Annotated in this window: 12 protein-coding genes, 4 tRNA genes, 1 pseudogene and 1 riboswitch; of the genes and pseudogenes, 5 read left to right on the top strand and 12 right to left on the bottom strand. The window is 39.7% G+C overall.

Annotation, left to right across the window (positions count from 1 at the left end):
- Positions 1-39 precede the first annotated feature (39 nt).
- The 4 genes from FC90_RS08615 to FC90_RS08600 all read right to left on the bottom strand — a co-directional run bounded on the left by FC90_RS08615 (position 40) and on the right by FC90_RS08600 (position 4,528).
- Positions 40-2,376, bottom strand: a complete 2,337-nt coding sequence (locus tag FC90_RS08615; protein WP_057908833.1) for an FtsK/SpoIIIE family DNA translocase — start codon at positions 2,374-2,376, stop codon at positions 40-42.
- Between the two features lie 141 nt (positions 2,377-2,517).
- Complete coding sequence (locus FC90_RS08610; protein ID WP_057908832.1) at positions 2,518-2,919, bottom strand: DUF1149 family protein; 402 nt, start codon at positions 2,917-2,919, stop codon at positions 2,518-2,520.
- A gap of 12 nt (positions 2,920-2,931) precedes the next feature.
- Positions 2,932-3,441, bottom strand: coding sequence for a tRNA (uridine(34)/cytosine(34)/5-carboxymethylaminomethyluridine(34)-2'-O)-methyltransferase TrmL (gene trmL / locus FC90_RS08605; protein ID WP_057908831.1), 510 nt, complete (start codon positions 3,439-3,441; stop codon positions 2,932-2,934).
- A 253-nt stretch (positions 3,442-3,694) separates the two neighbouring features.
- Complete coding sequence (locus FC90_RS08600; RefSeq protein ID WP_057908830.1) at positions 3,695-4,528, bottom strand: methyltransferase domain-containing protein; 834 nt, start codon at positions 4,526-4,528, stop codon at positions 3,695-3,697.
- An 85-nt stretch (positions 4,529-4,613) separates the two neighbouring features.
- On the opposite strand from FC90_RS08600, the gene FC90_RS08595 reads away from it, so the two are divergent.
- The 3 genes and pseudogenes from FC90_RS08595 (at position 4,614) to FC90_RS08585 (ending at position 7,276) form a co-directional block, all read left to right on the top strand.
- A complete protein-coding gene (locus tag FC90_RS08595) occupies positions 4,614-5,570 on the top strand; it encodes a magnesium transporter CorA family protein (RefSeq protein WP_057908829.1) in 957 nt (318 codons plus the stop codon).
- 132 nt (positions 5,571-5,702) lie between these two features.
- Positions 5,703-6,679 (top strand): annotated as a pseudogene (locus FC90_RS08590) (GMP reductase).
- Between the two features lie 165 nt (positions 6,680-6,844).
- Positions 6,845-7,276, top strand: coding sequence for a GNAT family N-acetyltransferase (locus FC90_RS08585; protein ID WP_057908828.1), 432 nt, complete (start codon positions 6,845-6,847; stop codon positions 7,274-7,276).
- A 449-nt stretch (positions 7,277-7,725) separates the two neighbouring features.
- Here the strand turns inward: FC90_RS08585 and FC90_RS08580 are convergent, their stop codons facing one another.
- Entirely contained in the window at positions 7,726-8,871 is a 1,146-nt protein-coding gene (locus tag FC90_RS08580; protein WP_057908827.1) for an AI-2E family transporter, read from the bottom strand.
- A complete protein-coding gene (locus FC90_RS08575; RefSeq protein ID WP_226789460.1) occupies positions 8,868-9,281 on the bottom strand; it encodes a PTS glucitol/sorbitol transporter subunit IIA in 414 nt (137 codons plus the stop codon). Before FC90_RS08575 ends, FC90_RS08580 begins: the two co-directional genes overlap by 4 nt.
- A gap of 144 nt (positions 9,282-9,425) precedes the next feature.
- On the opposite strand from FC90_RS08575, the gene FC90_RS08570 reads away from it, so the two are divergent.
- Positions 9,426-10,451: a lactonase family protein gene (locus tag FC90_RS08570; protein ID WP_057908825.1), complete on the top strand. Its 1,026-nt coding sequence runs from the start codon at positions 9,426-9,428 to the stop codon at positions 10,449-10,451.
- 21 nt (positions 10,452-10,472) lie between these two features.
- Here the strand turns inward: FC90_RS08570 and FC90_RS08565 are convergent, their stop codons facing one another.
- Entirely contained in the window at positions 10,473-11,948 is a 1,476-nt protein-coding gene (locus FC90_RS08565) for an MDR family MFS transporter (protein WP_057908824.1), read from the bottom strand.
- Positions 11,949-12,044: 96 nt separating this feature from the next.
- A complete protein-coding gene (gene metK / locus FC90_RS08560) occupies positions 12,045-13,244 on the bottom strand; it encodes a methionine adenosyltransferase (RefSeq protein WP_057908823.1) in 1,200 nt (399 codons plus the stop codon).
- Positions 13,242-13,326, bottom strand: a riboswitch (SMK box riboswitch). It overlaps the preceding gene by 3 nt.
- 99 nt (positions 13,327-13,425) lie before the next feature.
- Here metK and FC90_RS08555 point away from each other — a divergent pair.
- On the top strand, positions 13,426-14,136 hold the full coding sequence (locus FC90_RS08555; RefSeq protein WP_057908822.1) for a hypothetical protein: 711 nt from the start codon (positions 13,426-13,428) through the stop codon (positions 14,134-14,136).
- A gap of 57 nt (positions 14,137-14,193) precedes the next feature.
- Here the strand turns inward: FC90_RS08555 and FC90_RS08550 are convergent.
- The 4 genes from FC90_RS08550 to FC90_RS08535 all read right to left on the bottom strand — a co-directional run bounded on the left by FC90_RS08550 (position 14,194) and on the right by FC90_RS08535 (position 14,527).
- A tRNA-Asp gene (locus tag FC90_RS08550) sits at positions 14,194-14,267 on the bottom strand.
- Between the two features lie 3 nt (positions 14,268-14,270).
- Positions 14,271-14,343: transfer RNA gene (locus FC90_RS08545), tRNA-Val, on the bottom strand.
- Between the two features lie 4 nt (positions 14,344-14,347).
- A tRNA-Glu gene (locus tag FC90_RS08540) sits at positions 14,348-14,419 on the bottom strand.
- Between the two features lie 18 nt (positions 14,420-14,437).
- A tRNA-Ser gene (locus tag FC90_RS08535) sits at positions 14,438-14,527 on the bottom strand.
- Between the last annotated feature and the right edge of the window lie 63 nt (positions 14,528-14,590).

The following is a 14,590-nucleotide window of genomic DNA, read 5'->3' as shown; positions in this document are numbered from 1 at the left end:
AGGATAAATTCACATTTATCCCGTCCTTTTTAATCCATTCTAATTTTCAGTTGATTCGTCTGAAATATTTTGTAACAGTACTTTGCGTGGTTTGCTACCTTCTGAAGGACCAATCACACCACGACTTTCCATCTCATCGACCAAGCGTGCCGCTCGATTGTACCCCACTCTAAAGCGACGCTGGAGCATTGAAACACTAGCAGTCTGCTGCTTAACTACTAATTCAACAGCTTTTTGATAGTATTCATCTTCTGGTTCTTCAGTTGATTGATTTTCCTGTTCAGTCGTTGGAATCATTTCTTCATCATATTCGGCTGTACGCTGTTGCTTGATGAATGACACAATATTTTCAACATCTTGGCTTGAGATAAAAGCACCTTGCACCCGAACAGGTTTACTCATTCCAATTGGCATGTATAACATATCACCACGACCAAGTAGCTTTTCAGCCCCACTACTATCTAAAATTGTTCGTGAATCAATCCCACTGGAAACAGCAAACGCAATTCGCGATGGAATATTAGCTTTAATTAATCCCGTAATGACATCGACGGAAGGTCGTTGGGTAGCAACAATCATATGGATCCCGGCCGCCCGCGCCATTTGTGCTAAGCGAATAATCGCACTTTCAACCTCATTGCTAGCAACCATCATCAAGTCAGATAATTCATCAACGATGACCACGATATAAGGCAGTGGTGCGCCCTTAATCTCACCGTCTTCATTGTGGCCTTGAATATACTGGTTATATTCAAGCATATTCCGCTGACCTGTATCAGCAAATAATTGATAGCGTCGTTCCATTTCTTTAACAACCTTGTTCAAGGCATTAGCCGCTTTTTTGGCATTCGTCACAACGGGAATTAATAGATGTGGCACACCGTTATAGACATTTAATTCCACCATTTTCGGATCAATTAACATCAACTTAACTTCGTGTGGTTTCGCACTCATTAAAATACTTGTAATAATTCCGTTAATGGCCACCGATTTGCCACTCCCAGTTGATCCAGCAATTAAAAGGTGCGGCATTTTCGTCAAATCAGACATAATCACTTTTCCCGAGATATCTTTTCCCAGAGGAACTGCCAATGGTTTCCCTGGATGTGGCGGTTCCTGTTCAATCATTTCGCGAAATGAAACAGTTGAAACGGTTGTATTAGGGACTTCGATACCGACATATGGTTTCCCCGGAATAGGAGCTTCAATCCGAATATCCTTAGCCGCTAGTGCAAGGGCCAAATCATCTGCTAAATTAACAATCTTAGAGACCTTCACACCGACAGCTGGTTGAATTTCGTACTTTGTTACAGCCGGCCCCAAACTAGCACTTTTTACCGTCACATCGACTCCAAACGAGTCAAATGTTTGTTTTAAAATTTGTTGATTCTTCTCGATGGCTGCATATTCCGCGCTTTGATCAGCAGCCGGAATTTGAGTCAATAATTCCGGCGTTGGTAATTCGTAGTCATCATCCGTGCTAAGTAATGGCGCCAACTCCGCCACGTCTGATACTTGATCATCTTCATCAATTTTCGGTTCCGGTGTTATCGCCACTGTTTGCGTAGCAATTGGTTGGGGGAGGTCCTTAGGCCCATTGATTTTAAAAGGTTCCAGTTGCTGTTTGGGCGTCTTATCAAGACCATCTGTGGAGTCATCTATTTTCACGTTAGTCTCAGTTAGCGTATCTCCATGTTGTCTCGCGGGTTTTGTTTGCTCTTTTAAGGCACTCACCTGTGCTTTACCCTTTTGCGAAACCTTCTGTACCCCTGCCTGCATATAAGTACCGACTTTAAAAATACCATGCACGCAGTGTTGGATACTCCGAACAACAACACTAAATGGAATATCTAAGAAAATAAATCCGCCAACGATGACAATTAAGCCGGCAACAAGATAAGTACCCATCTGTGCAAATAAAAAATGGAAAACACCGTACAATACAGCCCCAATTAAGCCCCCTCCGACTTCAGTTGTCACTGCCATCTTCTGGAAATCTTCCAATAACAGTTGCCACGTAGCCGCCAAGAAATGATTATTAATCGCCTGATGATGTAAGATAAATGCTGATAACCAAACCAAAATACCAAGATAAGCAACGCTAAACCCAAGTGTTTTTTGGTGCCATAACCTAGGCTGCTTGCCGTATATCAGCAAATAAATCCCTAAAAGCGCAAATAAAATAGTCCCAATAATAAATGTGTCACCAACAAATAAGCGAAACACATTAGCGCATAATGCTCCGATAAAGCCTAATTTAAACCCAGCAAACAAGCTAATAAGAATGAAAACAAATCCGATAATGTTGACTGTGAAATCCGTTTGTTGTTTCTTTTTCCGTGTTGCTGGTTTTCTTTTCTTTTTTTGCGTTGCCATGAAAATCTCCTTCACCCTTGAATCCTACTATCCATTATACACGAACAATCGGTCTACTAAAGCCATAAATTATACTATCTTCGTGTTCTAACTATGGTACCAAAAAAGGTTGCGACAAGAATTGCCACAACCTTTTCACAATTAATCTTCGTTGGCTTGGGCCGTAAATTGGAGTTGTACACCACGATTTAAAGCAACTGCCGTCACCTGATATGTCAATGTTTCGATATATTCAATTAATGGCCGTGAAAGTTTCATCATATCTTTTTGATCAATTTCATTTGGTTCCCCAAAAAAATCTAAAAGTTGTACAACTTGTGAGATTTGACCAGAAACTGCAAACCCACTTTTTTCGGGTGCCACTTGGAAGGGGGTCACAATTTGATAAATCTTTCCCGCACTCAAATCAGCTGCTTGTAAATATGGGTCTTCTTCATCGATTGTCACTAAACTCACTTGAATATTTTGCTGCGGTTCGATATCAGGTGCAACCCGATCATAATGAAACGCATCAACAGTTATTGGATCTTTCTTCGTTTGCATCAAAAAAACTCCTTATTTCAATTTATCATTGTCATACAGATGACTCTTTTCAAGGCCCGGAAAATCTTGTTGCCGTAATGCCTCAAAAATTACCAATGCCGCACAGTTAGATAGATTCAATGCGCGAATATGATCGGACATGGGAATTCGCAAACATTGTGCTTCATTTTCCCGCATAAAAGTTTCTGGTAGACCGGTTGTTTCCTTACCAAACATAAAATAGTGATCGCTATTTGTATCAGATACATCACGATCAGAATAAGCTTGCTCAGCAAATTTCGTAATTAAATATAAATGTTTGCGATCAGTCACCGTTGCTAAAAAGGCATCTAAATTTTTATGATAGTTAATTTGGACTTGATCCCAGTAGTCAAGGCCAGCCCGCTTCAAATGTTTATCATCAGTTTCAAAGCCTAAAGGTTCGATTAAATCTAAAACAGTATTCGTACCCGCACAAGTCCGGGCAATGTTACCCGTATTGGCAGGAATCAATGGTTCGTATAATACAATATGATTAGTCACAGTCTAAACTTCCTTAAAAAGATTCAGTAGATTAATTATACAATATATTTCACGAAAGCTCTACCTTGCTTATTAAATAAAAAAACGTAGTCCCTCGGTTATTCACGGCGAGAAACTACGTTAGTGTCATTTCATCACTAACTTTTATCAAAATAAATTCTGATAAAAGTTAGGGAAAAAATTCCTTAGAGTTATTATAGCGCCCTTATTTTAGAGTTGCAATCAGATTTCTTAAACTTTTTTTAATTTCTCATCATTTTCCCACAAGAATCGTCACATCCAAGGAAATTTCAGGTAATACTGCTAGCGTAATTGCTGCTAACTGCTCTTTAGACGCCGTCCACGTTAATGGCGTCATTTCCACCAGATCTCGCAATGTTTCTGGCGTCAACGACAGGGTTTTTTGTATCTGCAATTCTTGATAATCGGGGAAATGTTGAGCAAATAAGGCAAGGACTGGTCCATGATCATAACTTTCTTTAGCTTGACCATGATACAATAATTCCCGTAGTTCATGTAAGTATCCGGCATTGGGAATCACCTTAATCAATTGTCCCCCTGGTTTCAAGACACGTTTAAATTCTTGATATTGCGATGGTGAGAAAATATTGAGTATGGTATCTAAACGATGTTCAGCAAATGGCATTCGTGCCAAATCGGCCGCACAAAACCACCCATCGGAATTGTAATCACTCGCTAATTGAATCGCAGGTTTTGAAATATCAAAACCAATATAGCGTGCGGGAATTTGCGCGTTAAGCTGTTGCACTGGTGTCCCCTCACCACAACCGACATCGAGGACTAAACTATCAGGCACAATCCGCGATGCAATTTCACTTAAAAATGGTTGAAAGAACCCGGCCTGTAAAAAGGCCCGACGATGTTGCAGCATTTCCCTAGTATATTCAGATTTCATTTGCTTCGCTAGAAAATACAACGTCCCATTTTTAGCGAAATCAAAACTATGGCCATTAACACAAAGTAATTGGTGCTCGGCCACACTTATAAATGTGTCCTCACAAATTGGACATTGTAATACGGCCAAGTTTGACTTTAAAAACTGCTTGGCTAACTCAATTTTTTTCAAATAACGATTCTCCTTATACCACACTTTACATTCTTGAAATATCCAGTAGACTTAACAGTAAGTTATTGATGAAGGAAGTGTCACCATGCTCGAAACCTATCGCTTCGACAGTGCTAAAAAAAAGCTCACCAAACATACGAAAATCCAATCCAATAGTTGGATTAACGTAACCGATCCATCAACTGCAGAAATTGATCTGCTCACTAAGAAACTGCACATTCCCTCAGACTTTATCTACTATAGTCTGGATGCTGATGAAAGTGCCCGTGCTGAACACGATCCTGATTATCATGCCACGCTAATTATCTTTGACATGCCAATTCTTGAAAAAGACAGCAAAAACCCAGATAAATACCTTTACAAAACAAGTCCTCTAGGTATTATTGTAACAGATTCAGCCATCTTAACCATCAATAAAACGCCAGTCTCTTTTTTACAGAGCTTCATTGATGGGCAGATTAAGGGTTTTAATCCGCAAGACTACCACAGAAGTGTCCTTCAAATTCTTTTCCGAATTTCAACAATTTACTTACAGTATTTACGTGATATCAATCGTTCACGGGAGACAATTGAGACCCGCCTCCAAAATTCACTGCAGAATGAGGAACTTTTTGATCTGATGACCATTCAACGAGGCTTAGTCTATTTCATGATGTCATTAAAGACCGATAAGATGGTTTTGGCCAGTTTGATGCGCACCAATATGTTAAATCTCAATGACGCTGATATTGAATTCCTTGATGATATTCAGATTGAAAATCAGCAAGCCATCGAAATGGCCGAAATTTCAAATACGATTATCAACGAAACGGCCGATACTTATTCGTCAATCATTAATAATAACATGAATAGCGTTATGAAATTTCTAACCTCCTATTCAATTATTCTCACGATTCCTGGACTAGTCTTTAGTTTTTACGGAATGAATGTTGCTTTACCGCTATCTGGCTTCAAAAATAGTTGGTTGATTACGTTATTAATTTCTTTAGTAATCGGCGGCGTCTTAGTTTACCGTTTTTGGCGCAATCGTTATATTAAATAACACATTCCCCATTATTTGGGTTCGAATGTGTTTTTTTGATTGACTTTCCTGAGTAAATTTATTAACATGCATTATACACGGACTATAATCGGTTATTTCAAATAAATCGTTCGTGTTCAAGGAGAGCTACTAATGGACGTATTTGATTATGAAGATGTTCAACTGATTCCCAATAAATGTATCGTTAAAAGTCGTAGTGAAATTACCACCGCTATTCAATTTGGCCCCGAAACATTTAAACTACCGGTAGTGCCCGCGAATATGCAGACAATTATTGATGAACCGCTTGCGATTTGGCTTGCTGAAAATCATTATTTTTACGTCATGCATCGTTTTCAACCTGAAAAACGTGCTGCATTCATTAAAATGATGCACCAGCGCGGACTCTTTGCCTCAATCAGCGTTGGTGTTAAAGACACCGAATTCGACTTTATCACGCAATTAACCCAAGCCGCTTTAACCCCAGAGTATATAACGATTGACATCGCTCATGGTCACTCACAAGTTGTTATAGATATGATTCACCACATAAAAAAATGCTGCCACAATCCTTTGTCATCGCGGGTAATGTTGGTACTCCCGAGGCAGTCCGTGATTTAGAGCAAGCTGGCGCTGATGCCACTAAAGTGGGTATCGGCCCGGGAAAGGTCTGCATTACTAAAATTAAAACTGGCTTTGGCACCGGCGGTTGGCAGCTTGCCGCGCTCCGCTGGTGTGCCAAAGCTGCTACCAAGCCAATCATTGCTGACGGCGGTCTGAGGACTAATGGCGATATTGCAAAATCAATTCGTTTTGGGGCTAGCATGGTCATGATTGGTTCTTTATTAGCTGGTCATACTGAATCTCCAGGGCAACTAATCGAAGAAAATGGACAGCCATTTAAAGCCTACTTTGGCTCAGCTTCTGAATTCCAAAAAGGAACACATCAAAACATTGAAGGAAAACGCATTTTAGTCCCTTATAAAGACAGCATCAGTGCGACGTTAGCCGAAATGCAACAGGACTTACAGTCATCGATTTCTTATGCTGGCGGTAATCGTCTCTCATCATTGAAACAGGTCGATTATGTCCTTGTCCGCCATTCCATTTTCAACGGCGATCAATTTTAAAAATTATTTAACGTGTTACATTACCAATTAATTAGTGGTGTCGCATTTTTAGTTAGGTACCTAAAAACCTTTTTGAAATGGTTGAATCCCACTGCAAACAACTGTATAATTACCCTTGTCGCTTAAATTTAGCGTCTACATTGAGCAGAAAAGGGTGTGAAACAAATGGAAATTAAACATACACTTGGAGATAACAGTGTTATCTTTCGTGATGCAACTTACATTAGAAGAACGGTGTTTGTCCGAGAACAAAATATGCCGGAAACACAAGAAATTGATGCACACGAAGATCACACAATTCACTATGTAGGTTACCTCAGCCAAGACCCCGCAGTTACCGCACGTGTTCACGTCTTAAAAGACGGCGGTTTTAGAATTCAACGTGTGGCGACCATCAAAGCTTTCCGTGGCCAAGGTCTCGGATATCAATTAATCGAAGCCATCATTGAAGACGCTAAACGAACTACAACGCCTTACATTATTTTATTTGCCCAAGACCATGCCATTGGTTTCTACGAAAAATTAGGATTTGTTGTAACTAGCGATGGCGAAATGGAAGCCGGTATTCCCCACCACTATATGAAATTAACTCTCTAGAAATACCAAAAAAGCACACATAAAATGTAATTATAATAATCCCCCATGAACATTAGCTGAAATTATTTAATTTCAACCAATGCTCATGGGGGATTTTTTGTGTATGCCCGGAGCTAAGTATTCAAGATTGGAAAACTAATACTCGTCAAAAACGTTTAGTCATTATCTTGATTAATAATAGCAGTATGTCGCCACTAGGCAGTGACACCCCACCGACCGATTGTCGGTGGGACGAATTTAAGTATCGTTAGACGATGCCTTATTCACCGGCAAAAACTAGCAAGTGGCAATCAAATTGTTTTAAGTAGGAACCAAATCTGTTAATCATGGTTATCATTCAACACACAAAAATAGCCTTACCCCAAATGAAGACTGGAATAAGGCCGTTTAGCAACACATTACATTTTATAGTCAGCGCTTAGTACAAAATTATTTTTATACGTAATTTTTTAATGTTCATATAATCCCGAAACCGACTTGAACCATTCAAAGCCATGGCTAATCAAAATCTTAATAATTGCATATCCTGGAATCCCGAGAATGACTCCAATGAGCCCAAAGAGTTTTCCTGAAGCCAGCAACACGATAATCGTTGTAACGGGATACATTGCCATCTTGCTGCCTAAAACTAGCGGTGAAATTAAGCGTCCTTCAAGAGTTTGTTCAATGGCAAACACAATCAGCACCTTCACCAACATTAATGGTGAAACGAACGCTGCTATAATGACTGACGGGACCAAGGCTAAAAATGAGCCAAGATAGGGAATTAAGTTTAAAATCCCTGCTAAAATTCCGAGAGTTAAACCATATTTCATCCCGACAATCCAATAACCAACTGTAAACATAACTGCCACCCAAAAAGCCACCGTCAGCTGCCCACGAATATATTGACTAACTTGCGTATTGATTTCTTCCAAAACAATACCAGTCGTCGTCCGAATTTTAACCGGGAAAAACTGTAGTAAATAGTCCTTCATACGGTGCCCATCTTTTAACATAAAAAAGAGAATAAATGGCATCGTTACAATTGCGATTACAACATTTGTCGCAACTCCAACAGCCGTACCGATATGGCTAACGGTCGAAGTTAACATCTTATTCACTTTATCGGATATGTTACTAAAAAGGTCGGTATTAATATCATTTAACTGTTTTTGAAGCGATTTAAATGCTGGATCATTAAACCATTTCATTGTTTGAGTCTGAATGTTGGCCCAATATGACGGCCATTGGTCAATCAAACTAGTTGTCTGCGATTGAATAATCGGAATTAACGTCACGATCCCCCAAACAAGTAAACCAACAATTAGGATAAAAATGAGTGTAATCGAAAGTACGCGATTTAAATGCCATCGCCGTTCTAGCCAATCAATTAACGGATTAGTTAGATAATACAAAACAGCCGCAATCAATATTGGAAGACCAATAATTAACATTAACGACTGAATTGGTTTTAACAGCCAAGCAAGTTTTGTTAATAATAAAATAATCAATAATATGAGTAAAATATTTAATAAAATAATGGGTAGTTTTTTATTTAAAAACCATTTGAAAAACCACGAATGTTCTGATTGTGGCCTTTTGTTCTCCGTCACATCAATTCACCTATTTTCAATCTAATTTCTTGATACTGAATTTGAGTCCCGACTTTAAACACTGGCATCGCAGGTATATTGACGCCAGCTGGGACTAAGTAAAGCCCGCTTTGTAATTGATCTGTTTGCGGAACGGGGCCAAAGATTAAGGCGACATGCCCAATACTATTAAGATTAGTATTTACTAATGCACCTATGAAAGTTATCGCGTATGGTTGATGATCAATCATGACTTGCGACGTCATCGATAACGTTAATCGTGCTTTAGCTTGTTCATCTGTAAACCGTTGAATCAATGCCACATTTTGAAGTGCGGGAGTTGCCTGCTCGTCAAATAAAATCACGATTGGTGAGTGATTATCAATAGCGGCATTCCCAATTGCAATAACCTCTGCTTGCGTTTCCATCATGAGATCTCCTCTTACTTAAGATGTTACCATTGTAGCATACTCCCCCATTACTTTTAGAGCTAATCAATCCTTTTTAGCAATTAATTAAACCGTTTTCGGATGAATATGCTATACTCAAATAGTATTGATGAAGGGAGTCTGATTATGACAGAGCAAGTTTTAATTGGTGGTTATACCCGCCGCGTTGGTAAAGGTATTTATCGCGGTATTTTTGACGCTACAACAGCAACTGTAAGTGATATCCAACCATATATCAAACTGGATAACGCATCTTATTTAGCTATTTCAAAGCGTAACATTCTCTATACTGTGATTAAAGATGGCGAGCAAGGTGGTATCGCAGCATACGATTTAACGCAAGATTCGCCTACCTTTTTAAATGCCGTTTTGGCGGTCGGCGCCCCCCCAGCCTACGTCGCAATTGATGAAGAGCGTCAGTTGGTCTATGCAGCCAATTACCATAAGGGCGAAATTCTCGTTTACCGTATTCAAGCTGATGGTCGTTTAGCCTTAGCCAGTACTACTGTCCATGAAGGCCACGGCCCACGACCTGAACAAGCAAGTGCACATGTTCATTATACAGATCTTACCCCTGATAAACGCCTAGTTGTCTGTGATTTAGGGACCGATGAGCTTACCACTTATTCAGTTGACGATACGGGCCAATTAACGCAAGTTGCAACTTATAAGAGTACGCCTGGTTTTGGTACTCGGCATTTAGTTTTCCATCCTAACCATAAAACAGCTTACCTCCTAGGCGAATTATCTAGTGAAGTGACGGTTTTAGAGTATCATGCAACTGATGGTTCTTTCACTGCGCTTAATACCTACTCAATGTTGCCAAACGATTGGCACAAAGCCAATGGTGGTGCTGCCATTCGTGTTTCAAAAGATGGTAATTTTCTCTACGCTTCTAATCGTGGTTATAATTCAATTGTAGTCTACGCAATTAGTGAAGATCGTCGCCGTTTACGGGAAATTCAGCAAATGTCAACAGATGGTGAATTTCCTCGAGATTTCAATCTCTCGGCAGATGACAGCTTCTTATTAGCGGTCAACCAGAATAGTGATAATGGTACCCTTTATCGCCGTGATGCAGTGACCGGCTTATTGAGCGCTTGTCAAAAAGGATTATCAACTCCCGAAGGGGTTTGCGTCTTATTCCATTAAAAAAGATTGACCAATGACTGGTCAATCTTTTTTATTTATTTTATGATCTGTTAAATTAATAATCATTGCAACGGCAATTAGAACGATTGAAGCAAAATAAATATGATGTAAGCCGTTATATAGAATATGCCGTAATGTTGGCAATAAATGTTCCGGTAAATTAATTGCTGTTTCCGGATTAATTAATTCATTCAACATATTTTGATTTAACCGACTATCACCTTTAATACCGCTAGCCAACTGTCGATTCAAAATAATCCCATAAACTGAAACCATTAACGTTTGCCCCAATGTTCGACTCAACGTATTAAAAGATGTTGCAACTCCGACTTTATCAGCACCTGCAACGCTTTGGGATGTCACAGTTGTCGTTGTAATAATTAGCCCAAAACCAACACCCAGACCAGCTGCCACTAATAAGAAAAACCAAAAAGGGGTTACTTGTGGTACGAGTGCTAAGATTGAGCTACCCACAATTAAAATACATAGACTACCCATCAAAATTGATCTAGGCGCGTGCTTGACAAGTAATTGACCAGCCCATAATGATGCAAAAATCCACATTACGGAACTAGGTGTCACAACAAAGCCGCCCATTGAAGCCTTTAGACCTAATATGCCTTGCATCCACATCGGCATGTAGACTTCAAAGCCAATTAAGAAGCCGCTAACTAATGCTGCGACTGCATTTTGCACAACAAACGTTCGATTCTTAAATAACGTCAATGAAATAATGGGATCTTGCGCATGCTTTTCAACACGAATAAAGAGATAAAACGTCCCAACGGCAATCACCAACATTGCCCCTAAGACTAAGAGCGATGGCTGTGCCTCCCCCATTACTTGGAAGCCGTATAATAAGCTCAACAATGCTACCATCAACCATAAACTGCCCCAATAGTCGACAGGTTCGTTACTTGTCTTCTTCTCTTCGCGTAAAAAATACCAAATTAATCCAATTGTGATGATTCCAATTGGTACATTAATAAAGAAAATCCAATGCCAGGTTAATTTATCAACGATAAAACCACCTAAAAGGGGCGCAATAATTGATGCAATCCCCCAAGCTGAACCATTAAAGCCTAAGATTTTCGCTCGCTTCTCAATCGGATAAATATCCGCAATAATCGTAAATGAGACTGGCATGATTGCACCAGCACCCAGTCCTTGAATTGCCCGGGAAATAATCAAGGTCCCCATATGATTCGATAAACCACATAATGATGAGCCAACCACAAACAGGGCTAATCCCAAAATAAAGATTGGTTTCCGCCCAATTCGATCCGCCATTTTGCCATAAATCGGTGTCATCATCGCATTCGTTAATAAATAAATTGAAAAGACCCAATTCATTAATCTCATTCCGTGAAGACTACTGATAATTGTTGGCATCGCCGTTGAAACGATAGTCCCCTCAATTGCTGTCATAAACGTTGCTACAAAAATCGCAATTGTCACTAGCAATACATTAGTTTTTCTTACTTTACTTTGTTCCATTCTTAGCTCCCTCTCCTATTCTTGAGCATAAAAAGAGCCCTTTCTTAACCTAAATAAGTTAAGAAAAGGCCGCCTCTTTTACTCGTCAGATTTACATTAAACATTTAGTTTGGTAAGACTTGCCTTTAAAGCATCTACCTTATCTAAACGCTCCCATGGAAATTCGACATCTGTACGCCCAAAGTGCCCATATGCAGCGGTTTGCTTATATATAGGTCTTTGTAAATCTAACATTTGAATAATTCCGGCTGGTCGCAAATCAAAGTTTTCACGAATCGCAGTTTGAATTTTTTCTTCACTAACTGTCCCAGTTTCAAAAGTATTAACTGAAACAGAAACTGGTTTTGCTACCCCAATTGCATAAGCAAGTTGAACTTCACACTTATGGGCTAACCCAGCAGCAACAATGTTTTTTGCAATGTAACGAGCTGCGTAACTCGCTGAGCGATCAACTTTAGTAGCATCTTTACCTGAGAAGGCACCACCACCATGCCGTGCATAACCGCCATAAGTATCAACAATAATTTTACGACCAGTTAACCCTGAATCGCCTTGTGGGCCACCAATCACAAACCGACCGGTCGGATTGATAAAATACTTCGTTTGATCATCTAAATACTTGGCTGGAATAATATTTTGAATAGCTTGTTCAAAGATATCTTTTTGAATCGTTTCTAACGAAACATCTTCATCATGTTGCGTACTAATAACGACTGTATCTACCCTTACCGGTTGTTCGTTTTCGTCATATTCAACAGTGACTTGTGCCTTAGCATCGGGTCTTAAATAAGCGAGCTGACCACTCTTTCTTAACTCTGCAACTCTGCGCATCAACCGGTGTGATAAAGCAACTGGTAGTGGCATTAGATCAGGTGTTTGGTCAACAGCAAATCCAAACATCAAGCCTTGATCACCTGCACCAATTTTATCCAATGGATCTTCGTCTTTAGCACGAGATTCAATTGAATCATCAACCCCTTGTGCAATATCGGGTGACTGCTCATCAAGTGCTACAATTACCGCACAATTATCCCCATCAAACCCATATTGACCATCGCGATAGCCGATACCCTTAATCGTCTCTCTGACTACTTTTTGAATATCAACATAAGCAGTGGTTGATATCTCACCAACAACTAACACTAAACCAGTTGTTACAGTTGTTTCGCAAGCAACTCGTGCTTGTGGATCTTGCGCTAACATCGCATCTAAGATGGCATCACTAATTTGATCAGCAATCTTATCTGGATGGCCTTCAGAAACTGATTCTGAAGTAAATAAATGTCTTTCTTGCATTTATGTTTCCCCCTATTTATGTGTCGGTTACAAGGCCTATTCACAGTTGTGTGAATCCTATCGGGAACTTCTTATAACTTTACTATACTAGCACAAAAAACACTTCATTTCAAAAGTCGTTGACCTTCTTTTCAAAAAAAGTTAAGATAAAACACATATTCTCTAGAAAGAAGGACTACTATTGTTCTATCTCACTCAACCGCATCTAAAAACTTCAATCCAACCCCAGTTACTTATTTTTTTTAACTATCTCAATCTTGGCTTAATTGTTCTTTTAGCAACTTGGGGTTTTCCAAAACATTTGGGGCTTTCCTTTTATCTAACGGCGCTCTTAGGCGGTCTATTAACTGTACTGCTTGTTTTATCACCGCAGTACAAGCCCAAACGCTTAATTGCAGCCGTCACTTTGTTATTTGCCCTCATTCTTGCGCTCATTATCAGTTGGCATGAGTTACCACTAATTGGCTTATTGTTAGGTATTACAGGTATCTTCGCCTTAGTACCGCTTATCTATCCCAACCAGTTCAACAATCAAATTTTGCGGCTTTCATTCCAATTGTTACTGACTTCTTTTTTCTATTTAATCACTCAGATTTTTAGTACTATTCAATTTCTACCAGAAAACTTGCTTGTAGAAATCGGTGTGTTCTTAGTCATTATTTATTTATTTGAACTAACAGCTCGCAATTGGCCTATCACAATTATCAGTTATGGTTTCTGGGCGATCACGGTTATTACAATAATTTTAATACATTTTATTCATGGTGGGCACTTAATCTTATTTGCAGGTGGACAATTATTACTAATTACTTTACAACTGGGATTTATTAACCACAGCTACTATTTACAGGAGGTCGGTTATCTACTTCTAATCGTTGGTATTTTTAGCTAAAATGTATTTTTCAACAGCAAAAAAGCGTAAGCAATAAATGCTTACGCTTTTTTAGAACGGTCACAACGGGACTCGAACCCGTGATCTCCTGCGTGACAGGCAGGCGTCCTAACCAGCTAGACCATGCGACCGAATGGAGGTTACAGGGCTCGAACCTGTGACCCTCTGCTTGTAAGGCAGACGCTCTCCCAACTGAGCTAAACCTCCAAAATGACCCGTACGGGATTTGAACCCATGATACCGCCGTGAAAGGGCGGTGTCTTAACCACTTGACCAACGGGCCATATCATTTATTATTTAACGGAGAGTGAGGGATTCGAACCCTCGAAACAGGTTAGACCCATTTACATGATTTCCAATCATGCTCCTTCGGCCGCTCGGACAACTCTCCAAATAATTGACTCCGGTTGTCAGGCTCGAACTGACGACATCATGATTAACAGTCATGCGCTCT

Origin of the sequence: Latilactobacillus graminis DSM 20719 (assembly GCF_001436415.1) — a bacterium.
In the GTDB taxonomy this organism is placed as follows: domain Bacteria; phylum Bacillota; class Bacilli; order Lactobacillales; family Lactobacillaceae; genus Latilactobacillus; species Latilactobacillus graminis.
This window is presented reverse-complemented; position numbering and strand designations above follow the sequence as displayed.